This window comes from Streptococcus mitis (assembly GCA_001560895.1).
Lineage (GTDB): Bacteria > Bacillota > Bacilli > Lactobacillales > Streptococcaceae > Streptococcus > Streptococcus mitis_Q.
Map to the genome: position 1 here is coordinate 1,630,476 of CP014326.1, position 16,547 is coordinate 1,647,022.

Below are 16,547 nucleotides of genomic sequence, written 5' to 3' on the forward strand. Positions count from 1 at the left end.
ATCACAATTAAACACAGCTTGCAAATCTTACTCGGATTTCAAGCCTGCTTGCATGGATTAATCCTTCCAGAGATCCATGGCATTTTGGAAATCCGCAGATACCTGTGTCAACTGAGGATTGTTGGCTTCTCTTTCAGCTCGCTTGGCCTCGATTTGAGCCACACTTTTGATACCTTCATGGCGCCAGTTTCTCAAAATCGCCTGAATGTACTTCCAGTTTGGTTTTCCATTCAAAACAGCTTCGCGAAGAGCTTCCTTAATCAAGTCAGCACTAGTCCCATCTTCCTTAAGGGTCTTAGTCAAATCCTCGATTTCAAAAGGCGTCAACAAGCGTCCCAGCTCCTGCTGGAAGGTTTCCACCAAATCCTTAAGCTGGTTTTGAGGGGTCAACTGGTCTGAACTCGAAGAGCTAGCTCCAAGCAAGTCATCCAAACGTTCCAAGGCTAGACTAGCATCAAATAGCAATTCAATTTCGCCATTTAATTCAATAGTACGATACTGAAGGAGTCCCCTCTCCGTCAGATTGGAAATAGCTTGATTGACATCTGAAATTTCCTTGCCAATCCTATCAGCAATCTGGCTTGGCGACATTTCTTCCAAACCTGTCGTATTTTGCAAATAGAAAAATTGCCAGACCAGAAAATCGTCGCTGGAAGGAAAGAGTTCCTTAAAATGCAAGAGCAGGGCACTCGGTAAAACCAAGTTCCCTGATTTAAAAGCGTCTAAATATGTCATAATTCCTCTTATAAATACCCATATGCAGATGCATCATCTTCTATCTTTCTCCAGTCAAAAGGCGTCTCCTGATAGACAGCATAGTTTACCCAGTTACTGAAAAATAGGGCTGCTGATGAAGACCAACAAAGACAAGGTGTCTGGTTGACATCATTATCCTTAAAGTAATTTTCTGGAATATGAGGATCCAAACCTGCATCACGATCTCGGAAATACTCTTTTGCTAAGGTATCACGGTCATATTCCAAATGCCCAAAACTATAAATTTCACGTAAATCACGACTGGCCAAAATCGAAACCCCAACCTGAGGTCCTTCTGATAAAATCTCGAGATTGGTTTTGTTTAAGATCTCTTCCTTAGAAATCTCCGTATGCCGAGAATGAGGAGATACGTAACTATCGTCAAAGCCCCTAAAGAGAAGATGACCTTCCTTTAAGGTGTCCTGAGGATAGATACCCGATAACTTACTGTCCATCTGGTATTTTTCAACCCCATAACGCAGATAAAGCCCAGCCTGAGCCCCCCAACAGATATGAAGGGTCGAATAGACATGGGTCTTGGACCACTCAAGCACCTGACTGAATTCCTCCCAATAGTCCACTTCCTCAAATGGTAAATGCTCAACTGGAGCCCCTGTGATAATCATCCCGTCAAAATACTCATCCTTGACTTCAGGAAAAGTTTTATAGAAAGTCTCCATGTGCTCTGAGCGAGTTGTTTTAGAACGGTGGCTTTCCATATAGAGGAAATCAATATCCAGTTGCAGGGGTGTATTGGCCAAATGGCGCAACAATTGAGTCTCTGTGACCATTTTTTGTGGCATGAGATTTAAGATTAAAATCTTCAAGGGACGGATATCTTGGTGGGCAGCACGTTGATCATCCATGACAAAGATATTCTCTGTCCGTAAAATCTCAACAGCTGGCAATTTTTTATCAATTCGAATCGGCATAACCCTCTCCTAACTGTACTCTTTCAGGAATCATTGCATATGTTTGAAGTCAAAACTCAAACACTTAGTCCTTTTATTATACTGCAAGAAGATATAGTTTTCAATTATAGTTTTTCTCTAACTAGCTATAGTCTATTTTTATATCCTAATGTAGAGAAAACAGCCCTAGGGACTGTTTTTCATTAATAATGCATGAGAACTTTGTAATCGTAGTCACCGATTTTTTCACGGCCGTTCAATTCATCCAATTCAACAAGGAAGGCACAACCTGCCACAACACCGCCAAGTTTTTCAATCATCTCGATGGTCGCCTTAACAGTTCCACCTGTCGCCAAGAGGTCGTCTACGATAAGAACACGTTGACCTGGCTTGATGGCATCCGCGTGCATAGTCAAGGTATCAACACCGTACTCTTTTTCATAGTCAGCAGAAATGACTTCGCGTGGCAATTTTCCTGGCTTACGAACAGGAGCAAAACCAATTCCCAACTCAAAGGCAACAGGACAGCCTACGATAAAACCACGAGCCTCAGGACCTACAATCATGTCGATTTTCTTGTCAGTAGCATACTGAACAATTTCACGAACAGCGTAGCTATAAGCATTTCCATCAGCCATCAAAGGACTGATATCACGGAAGGTGATGCCTTCCTTTGGATAATTTTCAATTGTTGCAATATAATCTTTTAAATTCATCTTTTTCTTTCTTTCAAAATTTTTACTCTCTATTATACCATATTTTCTAGCAAAGAAGGAAGAGAAAACAGCATTTCATTTGCTACTCACTCTATGAGCTAAATGAAGATAACTATTTTTATCTAAACTATAACTCACATACAAAAACGAGCACTTTCGTACTCGCCTTTGTGTATAAACAACTGATTAAAGTGAGTTTACGTCAACTTTGATACCAACACCTTGAGTAGTTGTGATAGTCAAGTTTGTTACGTAAGTTCCTTTAGCTGTAGCTGGTTTTGCTTTTTGGATTGTTTCGTTGAAAGCTTTGAAGTTTTCAACCAATTTTTCAGCTTCAAATGATACTTTACCGATGATTGCTTGAACGTTACCTGCACGGTCAGCACGGTAAGTGATTTTACCACCTTTAGACTCTTCAACTGCTTTAGCAACATCCATTGTTACAGTACCAGTTTTAGGGTTTGGCATCAAGTTACGTGGTCCAAGGACACGTCCAAGACGTCCAACAAGAGCCATCATGTCAGGCGTAGCGATAACTACGTCGAAGTCCAACCAACCGTCGTTGATTTTAGCAACAAGGTCATCTTCGCCAACAAAGTCTGCACCAGCAGCTTTTGCTTCTTCAGCTTTTGCACCACGTGCAAAAACAAGAACGCGTGAAGTTTTACCAGTCCCGTTTGGCAATACCATTGCTCCACGGATTTGTTGGTCAGCTTTTTTAACGTCGATGTTCAAGTTGTAAGCAACTTCTACAGTTGCGTCAAATTTTGCAAAGTTAGTTTCTTTTGCAAGTGCTACAGCTTCTTCTACGCTGTATGCTTTTGTGCTGTCGATTTTCTCAAGAGCAGCACGAAGTTGTTTGCTTTTTTTAGCCATTTTCTATTCTCCTTGTAAGTGGTTCAATCGATTTTCATCTCCCACGTCACTTCTCGAAATGATGAAGTCTTGCGGGTTATATTGGGGGTGTTATTGATTAGTCAACAACAGTGAATCCCATAGAACGAGCAGTACCTTCGATCATACGCATTGCAGACTCTACGTTTGCTGCGTTCAAATCTGGCATCTTAGTTTCTGCAATTTCTTGTACTTGTGCACGAGTAACTGTAGCAACTTTAGTTTTGTTAGGTGTACCTGATCCTTTTTCAACACCTGCAGCTTTTTTCAAAAGAACAGCAGCTGGTGGTGTTTTAGTGATGAAAGTAAATGATTTATCTTCGTAAACTGAGATAACAACTGGAATAATCATACCAGCTTGGTCAGCTGTACGAGCGTTGAACTCTTTTGTGAATCCCATGATGTTGATACCAGCTTGACCAAGAGCAGGTCCAACCGGTGGAGCTGGTGTAGCTTTACCAGCAGGGATTTGCAATTTTACAAGTTTTTCGACTTTTTTAGCCATTTTTAAATCCTCCTTTGTGGTTTTGGCGGTAATTAGAGATTTTTACCTCCCACAAGTATGCTTTTCACATACCCATCTATTATACACTATTTATCTGGAATTGCAAGAGAAAAGTTTATTTTTTAATCGACGTAATCTCCGCCTTCAAAGCCATAGTATTCTTCCAAACTGAGACCACTCTCAGCAATTTCTTTAGCTTCTTTTCCAACATAACGAAGGTGCCATTCCTCAGCCATATAGCCTGTTTCCTTTTCCTTACCTTTAAGATAACGAACAACAAAGCCATAATCAGCTGCATGGTCCAAGAGCCATTGGGCTGCTTTTTCTTCTGTCACCAATTCTCCATTTGTGCTAATCACATCAAAGGCCAAACCTGTTTGGTGTTCACTATAGCCAGGTCGAGCAGAGTAACGGTCAGCTGCTGCTTTCCCATCTTGATTAACATAATCTTGGTAGAGCTTGGTCTGAGTTTCATAACTTCTAAAGCCACTGTAATGGTCACTGATCGGGAAACCTGCCTCTTGCATCGCTTTGATGAGTTTGACCAACTCAGCCTTGGCTGTTGGATTTTCCCCTGGATTGTAGTCTTTAGACAAGGGATAGTGTTTATTGGCTACGATGATTTCATCGTATTTCCCTTGGATGCTGTAGTAGTCTCCTTTGTTAACCACTTCTGCTTTTTTCTGGGCAGCCCCTTGAGACTTACTTCCGACTGTCCCATCAGCCTTGGCTGTTTGCTCTGTCTTAGCTGCTCCGTCTTCATTTTTTGCTTTTTCTTGTGAACAAGCTGCTAGACTCAAGGCTAGCAAGGCTGTCAAGACAAGGTATCTTTTTTTCATTTCTACTCCTTTATTTCTAATAGTTTATCTACTTCTGACGATAAACATTCGACTAATCTTTTAATCTCTTCCGGTTTTACTTGGCAAGTTTCTGCTGTCATTTCTTCAAAGGGAACCCACCAAACTGGCCCACGACCTTTAAGACCGTGGCCATTCATATCACCTGTCCGTCGTGGAAACAGATGCCAATGAAGATGGGCATCGCCATTTCCTAGCAGCTCGATATTCATTTTCTCAGCAGTAAAGGCCTTGGCAACTGCCTCTTGGACTAGACTCATTTCTTCGAGAAAACGGAGTCTTGTTTCCTTTTTCAAATGGTGTAATTCGGTGACATGTTCCTTGGCTAGAAAAAGACTATAGCCTGCAAAATACTGGTGATCTCCAATCACAAGATAGCCTGTTTCCAACTCTTTGACAAAATAGGGATTTTCTCCCTTCTTGATGAGATCAATTCTCTGGCAAATCAGACACATATCAATCTACCAACGCGCTCTTAAGGTAAGCATCAACCATACGCTCGGTTGCGACCACCGAGTCAATATGAGTACGCTCATAAGAATGACTAGACTCGATACCAGCACCAAGCAGAGCGTGTTTGACTTCTGCACCTGCGGACATAGCCGCTGAAGCATCCGAACCATAAAATGGATAGATGTCCAGCTTAAATGGAATATCTTGCTCTTTCGCCAAGGCAACCAAATGTTGACGGAAGTCATAGTGATAAGGTCCAGAAGCATCCTTGACACAGATGGACACTGTGTACTCATCTGTCTGCTGGTCATCTCCCATAGCTCCCATATCCACAGCCAGATATTCTACTACCTGAGCAGGAATATTAGAGTTAGCACCGTGGCCTACTTCTTCAAAGACTGAAAAAGCAAAATGAGTTGTTACTGGTAATTCAATCTTCTCTTCCTTATAAATACGAAGAAGATTAAGTAAAATCGCTGCACTGACCTTATCGTCCAAATGACGAGACTTGATAAAACCCGTCTCTGTCACGACGGTTCGTGGATCAAAGCTGATAAAATCACCGACCTCAATACCAAGAGCACGAGTTTCTTTTTCACTGGTTACTTTTGCATCCAAACGCACTTCCATATTTTCCTGCGTGCGTTCTGCAGTTCCTGCATCCTTATAGACATGACAAGAAGTTTGGTGGATGAGGATGGTTCCTGATACTTTTTCACCTGTGCTAGCCACATGAACGGTACAGTTTTCACCTTCAATCATGTTCCAAGGAAAACCACCGATACGGTCCATTTTGAGACGGCCATCTGGTTTGACAGCACGGACAATAGCACCAAGCGTATCTACATGGGCAGTCACATAACGTTGTTGCTCATCATTTTGACCTTTAATAGTTACATTGACACCGCCCTTGGCCGTGCGAACCGGTTGGTAACCAAAACCTTCTAGAGTCTTGACTAAATAGTCCGAAATCTCCCGAGTGAAGCCCGTTGGCGACGCAATGGCTGTCAGTTCTTTGATATATTCTACTGTTTGATTCATTTCTTCACCTCTTTTGCTACCTATTATAACACATTTATCATCGGATAAAAAAGAAAATCACCCCTGTAGACTTAGCTACAAAAGTGATTTTAATGATTATTCCATTTCAAAAACATCGCTTTCTTGCTTATTTGGTAGAACCAATGAGAGCAAGATTCCGACAACGGCTGGTACTAACCATGGGAGAGATGCCTTGGCAAAAGGAAGAGCGTTGACAAGATTTGCAAGAAACTCAACTTTAAATGAGCTTCCTAGTACGCTTGCAATGGCAATAGCTGTAACAACAGCAATTGTCAACTGCATACCTGGTTTTGAAAGAGCCACAAATTTGTTGACAATGACAATCATAACGATAGCAATCGTGATTGGGTACAAGATAACCAGTACTGGAATTGAGTACTTGATAATCGCATCAAGACCTAAATTAGCAATGGCAAATCCAATCAAGGTAAAGGCTGTCGCATAAACCTTGTAGCTGATTTGTGGGAAGCGTTCATTAAAGAACTCAGCTGTTGACACAATCAGACCAACTGTTGTTGTGAAGCAGGTTACGGTCACCATAGCTGCAAGGAAGAGTTGAGCTGTTGAGCCAAAGATTTCTTGAGTGGCTTGTGACAAGATGTAAACACCTGGTGTTCCACCCTTCATCGCTTCAGCTGGTACTGGGAAATGATTTCCAAGGAAACCTAAACCGATGTAAAGAGCGCTGAAGGCAAGGGCAACAACGATACCAACGACCCAAATAGTTGAAATGTATTCTTTCTTACTTGAAAATCCAAGTTGTTTCAAGGTTTGAACTGCGATTACGCTAAAGGCAACTGAAGCAAGGGCATCCAAAGTATTATAACCTTCTAGGAAACCTGTACCAAAGGCAGAAGCTTGATAAGCAGCTGACGCAGCTTGAGGACTTGTTCCACCATATTTGATAGCTCCTAGAACAACCAAGATAACAATCAAAATCGCAAAGACTGGCGTTAAGATACGGCCGATACGGTCTAAGATTTTTGATGGATTAAGCGAAATTAGATAGGCTGCTGCAAAATACAGAACCGTAAAGACAATCAAGCCAAAACCTTTATTTGCATCCGACAAAAGGGGGCTAATCCCTACTTCGTAAGCTGTTGTAGCAGTACGTGGGATAGCAAAGAATGGACCGATTGACAAGTAAAGAACTGAGAGGTAAAGAGTCGCAAACCAAGGCGCTATCTTTGTTGAAATCTCGTAAATATATCCTTTAGGATTTAGCGTTCCAATAATAAGAGTCAAGACGGCGATACCGACACCTGAAAAAACAAAACCTGCGATGGCAGGAAGAAAATGTTCTCCAGATAGAGCACCTAGAGAAGGCGGAAAAATCAAGTTCCCCGCACCAAAAAATATTCCAAACAGGAGCAAACCTGTTAGGGCACCTTTTTTAGCCATGAAAATCTCCTTCATATTTATAAAATACTGACCTAGTATATCATGAATAAGAGTATGAAAAAAGTATCACGAAGTAAATATTGAATGTTTTCAAGATTCTTAAAAATAAGAATTGTCTAAAAATAAAATCCCCTACCGAGATCACACCAAGTAGGAGAAAATTATAATGTTTAAAGTTCTTCAAAGGCCATCATGCCACCTTGGACATTGATAACCTCATAACCTTGTTCTGATAAGAATTGGCAAGCACGCGCCGATCTCATTCCAGATTTACAAATAACATAATGTAACTGTTCCTTGTCCAATTGATCATAAGTATCAGCTAATTGACTCAGAGGAAGATTCTGAGCACCTTCTAAATGAAGAGCTTCAAACTCATCCACTTCTCTCACGTCCACTAAAGAAAGTTGGTCATTTTGGTAAAGCTGGTAAAATGCGTCAAAGGCTATTTCTTTCATTCTTTTTCTCCTAAAATAGTTTTAATTCTTTTTTTCAAATCCGGCACCACTTCTGCCTCAAACCAAGGATTTTTGGCCATCCAGATTTGATTTCGCGGTGAGGGGTGAACTAAAGGAAAATACTCTGGCAAGTAATTCTGATAATATTTTACCCGTTCTGTCACCTTGCCACTGACTTTCTCCTGTAAATAGTAGGCTTGGGCATATTGGCCGATCAAGAGGGTCAACTGAATATCGGGCAATTCTTGCAAGATCTGCGGATGCCATTTTTCTGCAAAGCCAGTTCTCGGTGGCAGGTCACCTGACTTGCCATGCCCTGGAAAGTAGAAATCCATGGGCAAAACAGCAAAATAGCCTGAATTGTAAAAGGTATCTTCATCCACACCGAGCCAATCTCGCAAGCGGTCACCACTTTTGTCCTTCCAGTAAAGGCCTGCTTCTTGAGTTTTAAGTCCTGGTGCCTGACCGATGATATTGATGCGAGCAGTCTTTGGCGCTGCAAAGAGAGGCTCGATGCCACGCTTTGTATAGGTAGCATTCTGCGGATCTGCCATAATAGCCTGTTTGATTCTTTCAATTTGAGACATCTACTTTCCCTCCAAAAAGAAGTCTAAGCATACAATCTCAGACTTCTATCGTTTTATTTGATCAATTCATAAATAGCTTCGGCATAGATTGCTGCAGCTCGGAAGAGATCATCTAAGGCGATGAATTCATTGGCTTGGTGCATGGTGTCAATTGAGTCTGGGAACATGGCACCATAGGCAACACCTCGTTCAAGCAAGCGACCAAAGGTTCCACCACCGATGACTTGCTCGTGACCTTTAAGACCAGTTTGTTTTTCATAAACATTCAACAAGGTTTGCACAAGTGGATCTTCCATTGGCACATAGTGAGGGGTGTGACCGTGCTCAGAAAGGCTAACAGAAGCAACTGGCAAGTTTTCAAGGATTGACTTGATTTGTTCTGGACTTGTTCCTTTTGGATAGCGGATGTTAAGGGCAATGGTATTATCAGCGCTTGTTTCGTCAAAGCGGAAGACACCGGCATTCATAGAAAGGGCACCCATCTTTTCATCCACATGAGCAATCTTGAGATTTTCACCCTCATGATCGTTCAAGAGAATCTTACCAGCGATGTCAAGGTAGTCTTTGGCTGGACCAGCAAAGTCAAACTGGCTGAGGAAGAGGGCTAGGTAAGTCGCACCATTGACACCTGAAGCAGGCATAGCACCGTGGGCTGATTTACCAATGATCGTCACCTTGTATTGGCCAGCTTCTTCTTGGAGTTCTCCTCTAAGTTTGTGTTCTGCAACAAAGGCATCTAGTTTCCCTTGCAAGTCAGCCAAGTCACCTGAAACAACTGCTGTTGCTGATTCTGGTACCATGTTTTCACGCAAACCACCTGCAAAGCTGTGAAGACGGGCTACACCTGTATTTTCACCTGCAAAGTGGAGGTATTCTGTGATATTTCCTTTTTCACCATTGATGATAGGGAACTCAGCATCTGGAGAGAAACCGAAGTCTGGTTTTGAAAGTCCTACGTGCTCGAAATAGTAGTCCATGTCTGCCCAGCCTGATTCTTCGTCTGTTCCAACGATGAAGCGAACTTTCTTAGAAGTTGGAAGACCCAATTCTTTGATGATTTTCAAACCATAGTAACAAGCTGTTGTAGGACCCTTGTCATCCGAAGCACCACGCGCATAAAGACGACCATCTTTGATAGTTGGTGTGTAGGGATCTGTGTCCCAACCGCTACCAGCAGGCACTACATCCATGTGGGCAAAGATTCCGAGAACTTCTTCTCCATCACCAAACTCAAAATGTCCTGCGTAATTGTCAACATTCTTAGTTGGATAGCCATCACGGTCTGCGATTTCAAGGAATTTTTCCAAGGCTTTTACCGGCCCAGGTCCAAATGGATGCTCAGCATCAACCTTGCTATCATCACGTTCTGAGTTGATTTCCAAAAGGCTAAACAAGTCAGCCAAGAGGTCTTCTTTGCGTTTTTCTACTTCTGCTGTAAAATCAATTGCTGTCATTTTTTTCTTCTTTCTATCTTTTCTCGATGATTTCATCTACTGGCAAGCGGTAGCTTGGTTCCAATTTTTCGTCTGTGTAACCCACTGTAATCAAAAGTTCTGGACGGAAACGGTCTTCAATTTCCAAAACCTCATTGACTTTTGATTTGTCAAATCCAAGGATCAAATTTGATCCGATTCCTTGGTCTGTAAGAGCCAAAACCAAGTTCATAGCAACCAAACCTGCATTGAGGGCTAGGTAGTCACTAACCTGTTGTTCATTGTAACGGGCAAATTCAGCAGGCAAATTTTTCATGAAGTATTGAAGTTGCTCTTCAGAAAAGTTATGAGCACCACCAACTCGGGCAATCTTACGAGCACGTTTAGCCAGATCTGTGTCTGTAAACAAGGCAATGGTCACAGGCGCTGATGATACCTGTTCAAAGTTTGAACCATAAGCCAATTTTGCTAGTTCGGCATTTTTCTCACGAACGACCACAAATTTCCAAGGCTGGCTATTGTGGGCACTTGGAGCCAAGGTTGCGATTTCGATAGCCGTACGCACATCTTTGGGATCAACCGGCTTATCAGTGAAATGCTTAGTCGCATGACGTTTTTTATTTAATTCGAGAAATTTCATGATCGATTTCCTTTTCTAATTCTACTGCTTCCATTCTACCATAATTTGAAAGAGCTTGCAGGGATTTTTCATGATTAAGATTTTTTATGGCAGCCATAAAAAATATATATTGGTTCATCGGGACAGTTTCTGATAAACTAACAAGTACTTTACATTTGAATGGAGACATTATGAAAAAATTTAGCCTATTATTAGCCATCCTACCATTTTTGGTTGCCTGTGGGAATCAAGCTACACCTAAAGAGACTAACTCTCAAAAGACCATCGTCGTTGCTACAGCTGGTGATGTGCCGCCATTTGACTACGAAGACAAGGGCAATCTGACCGGCTTCGACATCGAAGTTCTAAAAGCAGTAGATGAAAAACTCAGCGACTACGAGATTCAATTCCAAAGAACTGCCTGGGAAAGTATCTTCCCAGGACTTGATTCTGGTCACTATCAGGCTGCAGCCAATAACTTGAGTTATACAAAAGAACGTGCTGAGAAATACCTCTACTCACTTCCGATTTCGAACAACCCCCTCGTTTTAGTCAGTAACAAGAAAAATCCTCTGACTTCACTTGACCAAATCGCTGGCAAAACAACTCAAGAGGATACCGGAACTTCAAACGCTCAATTCATCAATAACTGGAATCAAAAACACACTGACAATCCCGCTACTATCGATTTTTCTGGAGAGGATATCGGTAAACGAATCTTAGACCTCTCTAACGGTGAATTTGATTTCCTAGTTTTTGACAAGGTATCGGTTCAAAAGATTATCAAGGACCGTGGCTTAGACCTCTCAGTCGTTGATTTACCTTCTGCCGATAGCCCCAACAACTATATCGTTTTCTCAAACGACCAAAAAGAGTTTAAAGAGAAATTTGATAAAGCACTCAAAGAACTCTATCAAGACGGAACACTTGAAAAACTTAGCAATACTTATCTAGGTGGTTCTTACCTTCCAGATCAATCTCAATTACAATAATACTCTTCGAAAATCTCTTCAAACCACGTCAGCTTTATCTGCAACCTCAAAGCTGTGCTTTGAGCAACCTACGGCTAGCTTCCTAGTTTGCTCTCTGATTTTCATTGAGTATAAGATATACTAAAAGCGATTGGACCAGCCAATCGTTTTTAATTTGCATTGATTATCTTAGGGAACTCTTACAAAAAATCAAAAAAATTCTTCACATCTTCTACATACCCATACTTTTCTATTAAGCTTGCTAATAGTTCCAGATTGTGCCCCTGATAATTATCTTCACGACGTAGTTCTTCATACATTTCGATAAAGGGAAGACCCTGGGACTTGGCCAATTCTAACTCCACTTCATAAGCATAAGCGACTTTACGAAATTGGATATTTACCAATTCCCCATCTTCAATCTCTATCACGGCATACTGGGCACGGTGATTTTTTAACGCCTCCCAATTAAAATAGGGCATGCCAATCGACCCTGGATTGATGATTTGTTGCCCTTGACTGCCATAACGAAGCAACTGCTTGTGAACATGACCATAGACTGCCACGTCGGTTTCAGCATCTAGGAGTTGATCAAATTTCTCCGTATCATTATCAACCAGTAAGTCACTCCCATAGTTTTTGTCAGGTAAATTATGAGAGAGAGAAAAGCGCAGTCCGTCAACTTCTTTCTTTTCTAGCAAAGGCAAGCTTCGTAGCCAGACAATCGTTGCAGGATCCATTCGCTCCATCAAAAACTGGGTCAATCGCATGAGCTGGATTTCTTGTGGATGTTCCAAACCATATTCGCCATCCAAGGCCTCAAGGACACAATCATCCCAATTACCTCGAACACTTGCCGTTATAGGAAGTCCCTTCAGCAGAGCGACCAGATCATTTGTGCCTGGACCAGGAAGAAAAATATCTCCCAGAAGCCAGTATTCACTGACTCCTTGATTTTTAGCATCTGCAATCACTGCTTCTAGCGCCGTCGCATTGCCATGAATGTCTGATAAAATTGCGATTTTATGTTTCATAATGGTCTCCTTCTGTTTGGTAATTTACACTCTTTTCCGCTACTTGAGACAACTCCACTTCTTCCTGCGGATTCAACTTCCTCTGAACTGCTTCTGCGACCGCTCTTGGCACCCCAACTTCGACAATTTCATCCACACTGGCTTCCTTGATCTTAGTCAAAGACTTGAAATGCTTCATGAGATTCTGCTTGCGTTTAGGTCCCAGACCGTCAATCCCATCCAGTTGTGAAGAAAAGGAGTTTTTGGAGCGCAATTGGCGGTGGAAGGTGATGGCAAAGCGGTGGACCTCATCTTGGATGCGTTGGAGGAGGAAAAATTCTTGAGAATTGCGAGACAGCTCCACCATCTCAAGCGGATCTCCAAAGAGCAATTCATGGGTTTGGTGCTTATCATTCTTTTGCAGACCTGCAATTGGAATATCCAAACCCAGTTCTTCTTGGATGACCTGTTTGGCAATATTAACTTGACCTTGTCCCCCATCAATGACAATCAAATCTGGCGGAGTCAAAGACTCACGTTGAACTCGACCATAGCGTCTGCGGATAACCTCACGCATACTCGCATAGTCGTCCGGTCCAACCACAGTCTTGATTTTGTATTTACGATAATCTTTTTTACTTGGTTTGCCGTTGACAAAGACCACCATGGCTGAAACAGGACTGGTGCCCATGATATTGGAGTTATCGAAGGACTCGATACGAACTGGAGTCGGAATATGGAGCAAGCGTCCTAGATTTTCAATAGCCCCTTGGGTCTTTTCGACAGATTTCTCTAGCAAATTGAACTTCTGCTCCAGACTAACACGAGCATTTTTTATGGCTAGATTGACCAGTTGTTTTTTCTCTCCACGCTGGGGTTTGAGAATCTTGGTATCCACCAAGGCCTTGACTGCTTCTTCATCGATATCCTGCGGAATCAGCACCTCATTGGGAACCAGGTGAGATTTTTCTTGATAGAATTGTCCCACATAGGTCAAGAAATCCTCATCTGGATCATTGTAGTAAGGGAAGAGATTGACATCTCGCTCAATGAGCTTGCCCTGACGAACAAAGAAAACCTGAACACACATCCAGCCCTTATCCACATAGTAACCAAAGACATCCCGATTTTGGAGATCCTTGGCCATAACCCTTTGCTTGGTCCGAAGCGTTCCAATGGCCTGAATCAGATCACGGTATTCCGCAGCACGTTCAAATTCCATAGTCTGAGCTGCCGCTGCCATTTTCCCCTTGAGGGCATCGATGATTTTGTTATCCTGTCCTTTTAGGAAATCAGAAACCTCCTGAGCCATAGACTTGAAATAGGCCTCATCCTTCTTACAGATGGTGTGGGCCATACATTGACCGATATGGTAGTAAAAACAGACCTTAGAAGGAGGATTAGTACACTTACGAAAAGGGAAAATTCGATCCAAAAGTCGCTTGATTTCATTGGCTGCCCCCACATCTGGATAAGGACCAAAATAAAGACCACCATCCTTCTTGACCTGACGGGTGATAATCAAACGAGGATAACGTTCATTGGTAATCTTGATGAAAGGATAAGACTTATCATCCTTGAGCATAATATTGTATTTAGGCTTATTTTCCTTGATCAGGTTGATTTCTAGGAGAAGGGCCTCAATATTGGACTCCGTAACGATAAATTCAAAATCCACAATTTCAGATACCAGAGCCTCTGTCTTGGTATCGTGACTTCCACGGAAATAGGACCGCACACGGTTGCGCAGATTTTTAGCCTTTCCTACATAGATAATGGTGCCATTTTTATCCTTGTGAATGTAGCAACCAGGGCTGGTCGGCAAGAGCTCTAGTTTTGATTTAATCAAGTTATTCATAGTTCCATTATAGCAAAAAAGTAGGGAAAGATAGTCCCCTACTCATTGCTCTCATATAATTTTCGAAGGTTTGCAACATCCTCTTCCTGAATACCATAAAAGGAACCTGCAGGTTGCATCACAGACTTCTCATCTGTATGGTCCAAGCCAATCGCATGCCCCAACTCATGTTCTGCCGTATGGACAACACGCTCATAGGAATAGCCATAGTCAGGATTGGACAGATAATAATGATTCAGACGCACCGTTACAGACAAGAATTGCCCCGTCAAGAGATTGGTCTGACTTTCCGTCTCTCCTGCCACAGGAGTGTTTCCGTCGTTCATCTCCGTAGCCAAGATATCCGCCTTGCTGGACTCAGTCACAAGTTCAAAGTTAAAAGCACCAGTTTGATTCCAGTTCTGAATTGCTTCTACATAAGCCTCTTGAAAGCGTGAATCCATCTGAGGATCTAGATAAATACGAGCAGAAGCCTGTGGCCACCTTCCTTCAGAATGCTGGTGGCTATCTGTCTGGCTCAACTTAGGCAGTTGCCCTGTTTTTTCCCATTGGTCAATGCTTTGTTGACCAATCTTTACCGACCGCTCTGCCTGCTTCAGCGCTCCTTGGAAATCCCCGTTCAGATACCAGAGAAATCCAAAAGCAAGAGTGCATAAAAACAAAACAATCCAAACCAAGCGCCAAAACAAACGCCAAACAAAAGAAAAGAAAACCCCTATCAAACGAAAAAGCCAGCGCATGTCTCTCTACCTTTCTAGCAAATAAAGACTATTTTACTAAAACAAGCTGAAAGAAAGCTAAATACTGGCTTGTTCATCTTAACGTCCTAATATTTTTTTGACTAACTGAATAGCTTTGTATTTTAAAGGCGATGGATGATAACGGAAAGTTCCTGCTTTACGTACAATATAGCCATTAAAATTTTGTTTAAAACGCAAAACGCCATCACTACCATCAAAAATCCCTTGAATCCCTAGGAAGTTGTATTTAGGTATTCCACGTTTTATACTTTCCAACATAATATATTTTTGAAGTAGCGCAGGGGCATAGAACTTATTAAATTCAGTGTAGGAACCACTAAAAAGATAAGTCGTTTCCTGAGGCATATAAACAAATAAACTCCCGGCTAAAACAATATCTTCTTCTCCATATTTTTCAATCAAGTCTCTCGCTTCTGCTTTTCGAACTTCAAAAGTTTCAAATTGACTAGAATATTCTCTCAGTTGATTTTGTTTTTTCTCAGAATGAGGATTTTTACTCAAATCAAGTCGCAACTTGTCTAAGACTTCTTCTAGTTTACTTTGTTCACCTTGCAATTTGCTCATATACTCCGAAAAATTTAAGCTTGCTATGAGAAACTCCGCTTGTTCTCCAAATGAATCATAAAAGTGCTCATAATATTCTAAACTTTTATCACTATATTCTCTACGTTCAGAGGTTTCTTTTGTTATATTCTTAAAAATCGATAGTTCTTCACGTTTTAACTTTTTCAACCGAATGCCAAACGTTTCAGCCTTTTTCACCAAGGGTTTACCCTTTTTGCTAAAACTTTTAAGCAAATTCTTTTCAGTTAATTCAGTCAAATCTTTATAGTATAACCAATCTGGTTCTCCACCTGGATAACCTGTTGTCAATCCATCAAATTGATAACCTAAATTAGTCAAATCTTGAATAATACTTTTTTTCTCAGCATCTATTGGATCACCTTCACTATCAAAAGTTTGATAAGTTTCATAAGGTTTTACAAGCAACTCTAATACACCATTCTGCTTAGCATATGCTTTTAACTCCGCATAAAAAATAGGAAGGGCTTCTTTTTTCGTATAAATAGGCCCCGAATTGAGCTCCATATGCAGACCACCTAGCATGGGCAAGCTATAAACCAGAGCTGCAACTTGAATTTCTCCTTCTTGTTTCAAAGCAAGGTAAACAATTCGAGCCCCTCTTTTTTCTAATAAGTCCCCCATCTGGACAGATTGCATAAAGGAACGAGAAGAAACCTGATCAGAATAAGTACGAAACTCTTCTTTCGTGAGTGTAGTTAGTGCCATAT

The 16,547-nt window shown here is 41.6% G+C and carries 19 protein-coding genes; 1 reads left to right on the plus strand and 18 read right to left on the minus strand.

Annotated features, from left to right (window positions below; translation table 11 throughout):
• Nucleotides 1-57 precede the first annotated feature (57 nt).
• The 14 genes from AXK38_07685 to AXK38_07750 all read right to left on the minus strand — a co-directional run bounded on the left by AXK38_07685 (nt 58) and on the right by AXK38_07750 (nt 10,872).
• Complete coding sequence (locus AXK38_07685) at nt 58-735, minus strand: DNA replication protein DnaD (protein ID AMH89128.1); 678 nt, start codon at nt 733-735, stop codon at nt 58-60.
• A gap of 8 nt (nt 736-743) precedes the next feature.
• Nucleotides 744-1,688 (minus strand): homoserine O-succinyltransferase, encoded by a 945-nt coding sequence (locus tag AXK38_07690; protein ID AMH89129.1) that lies wholly within the window; start codon nt 1,686-1,688, stop codon nt 744-746.
• Between the two features lie 182 nt (nt 1,689-1,870).
• Nucleotides 1,871-2,383: an adenine phosphoribosyltransferase gene (locus tag AXK38_07695; protein ID AMH89130.1), complete on the minus strand. Its 513-nt coding sequence runs from the start codon at nt 2,381-2,383 to the stop codon at nt 1,871-1,873.
• Between the two features lie 186 nt (nt 2,384-2,569).
• Nucleotides 2,570-3,259 carry a 50S ribosomal protein L1 gene (locus AXK38_07700; protein AMH89131.1) on the minus strand — a complete coding sequence of 230 codons (690 nt, stop codon included), beginning with the start codon at nt 3,257-3,259 and terminating at the stop codon, nt 2,570-2,572.
• A gap of 97 nt (nt 3,260-3,356) precedes the next feature.
• The gene (locus tag AXK38_07705) at nt 3,357-3,782 is read right to left on the minus strand and encodes a 50S ribosomal protein L11 (protein AMH89132.1); all 426 of its coding nucleotides are present in this window, start codon (nt 3,780-3,782) and stop codon (nt 3,357-3,359) included.
• A gap of 122 nt (nt 3,783-3,904) precedes the next feature.
• Nucleotides 3,905-4,621 carry a D-alanyl-D-alanine carboxypeptidase gene (locus AXK38_07710; protein ID AMH89133.1) on the minus strand — a complete coding sequence of 239 codons (717 nt, stop codon included), beginning with the start codon at nt 4,619-4,621 and terminating at the stop codon, nt 3,905-3,907.
• A gap of 2 nt (nt 4,622-4,623) precedes the next feature.
• Entirely contained in the window at nt 4,624-5,094 is a 471-nt protein-coding gene (locus tag AXK38_07715; protein ID AMH89134.1) for a histidine triad protein, read from the minus strand.
• Nucleotide 5,095: 1 nt separating this feature from the next.
• The gene (locus AXK38_07720) at nt 5,096-6,133 is read right to left on the minus strand and encodes a peptidase M42 (GenBank protein AMH89135.1); all 1,038 of its coding nucleotides are present in this window, start codon (nt 6,131-6,133) and stop codon (nt 5,096-5,098) included.
• Nucleotides 6,134-6,229: 96 nt separating this feature from the next.
• Nucleotides 6,230-7,555 carry a branched-chain amino acid ABC transporter substrate-binding protein gene (locus tag AXK38_07725; GenBank protein AMH89136.1) on the minus strand — a complete coding sequence of 442 codons (1,326 nt, stop codon included), beginning with the start codon at nt 7,553-7,555 and terminating at the stop codon, nt 6,230-6,232.
• Nucleotides 7,556-7,725: 170 nt separating this feature from the next.
• Nucleotides 7,726-8,013 carry a rhodanese gene (locus tag AXK38_07730; protein AMH89137.1) on the minus strand — a complete coding sequence of 96 codons (288 nt, stop codon included), beginning with the start codon at nt 8,011-8,013 and terminating at the stop codon, nt 7,726-7,728.
• Nucleotides 8,010-8,600 carry a uracil-DNA glycosylase gene (locus tag AXK38_07735; GenBank protein AMH89138.1) on the minus strand — a complete coding sequence of 197 codons (591 nt, stop codon included), beginning with the start codon at nt 8,598-8,600 and terminating at the stop codon, nt 8,010-8,012. Before AXK38_07735 ends, AXK38_07730 begins: the two co-directional genes overlap by 4 nt.
• A gap of 53 nt (nt 8,601-8,653) precedes the next feature.
• Entirely contained in the window at nt 8,654-10,054 is a 1,401-nt protein-coding gene (locus AXK38_07740) for a dipeptidase PepV (protein ID AMH89139.1), read from the minus strand.
• Between the two features lie 13 nt (nt 10,055-10,067).
• Nucleotides 10,068-10,673 (minus strand): NAD(P)H nitroreductase, encoded by a 606-nt coding sequence (locus AXK38_07745; GenBank protein ID AMH89140.1) that lies wholly within the window; start codon nt 10,671-10,673, stop codon nt 10,068-10,070.
• Nucleotides 10,651-10,872, minus strand: a complete 222-nt coding sequence (locus tag AXK38_07750; GenBank protein AMH89141.1) for a hypothetical protein — start codon at nt 10,870-10,872, stop codon at nt 10,651-10,653. Before AXK38_07750 ends, AXK38_07745 begins: the two co-directional genes overlap by 23 nt.
• Here AXK38_07750 and AXK38_07755 point away from each other — a divergent pair.
• A complete protein-coding gene (locus AXK38_07755) occupies nt 10,844-11,644 on the plus strand; it encodes a glutamine ABC transporter substrate-binding protein (GenBank protein ID AMH89142.1) in 801 nt (266 codons plus the stop codon). The genes AXK38_07750 and AXK38_07755 overlap by 29 nt on opposite strands.
• Nucleotides 11,645-11,823: 179 nt before the next feature.
• Here the strand turns inward: AXK38_07755 and AXK38_07760 are convergent, their stop codons facing one another.
• From AXK38_07760 to AXK38_07775, 4 genes are all read right to left on the minus strand, one after another.
• On the minus strand, nt 11,824-12,657 hold the full coding sequence (locus tag AXK38_07760; GenBank protein ID AMH89143.1) for a serine/threonine protein phosphatase: 834 nt from the start codon (nt 12,655-12,657) through the stop codon (nt 11,824-11,826).
• Entirely contained in the window at nt 12,647-14,494 is a 1,848-nt protein-coding gene (locus tag AXK38_07765) for an excinuclease ABC subunit C (protein AMH89144.1), read from the minus strand. Before AXK38_07765 ends, AXK38_07760 begins: the two co-directional genes overlap by 11 nt.
• A 38-nt stretch (nt 14,495-14,532) precedes the next feature.
• Nucleotides 14,533-15,234: a peptidase gene (locus AXK38_07770; GenBank protein AMH89145.1), complete on the minus strand. Its 702-nt coding sequence runs from the start codon at nt 15,232-15,234 to the stop codon at nt 14,533-14,535.
• Between the two features lie 78 nt (nt 15,235-15,312).
• Nucleotides 15,313-16,545 (minus strand): peptidoglycan branched peptide synthesis protein, encoded by a 1,233-nt coding sequence (locus tag AXK38_07775; GenBank protein ID AMH89146.1) that lies wholly within the window; start codon nt 16,543-16,545, stop codon nt 15,313-15,315.
• Nucleotides 16,546-16,547 lie beyond the last annotated feature (2 nt).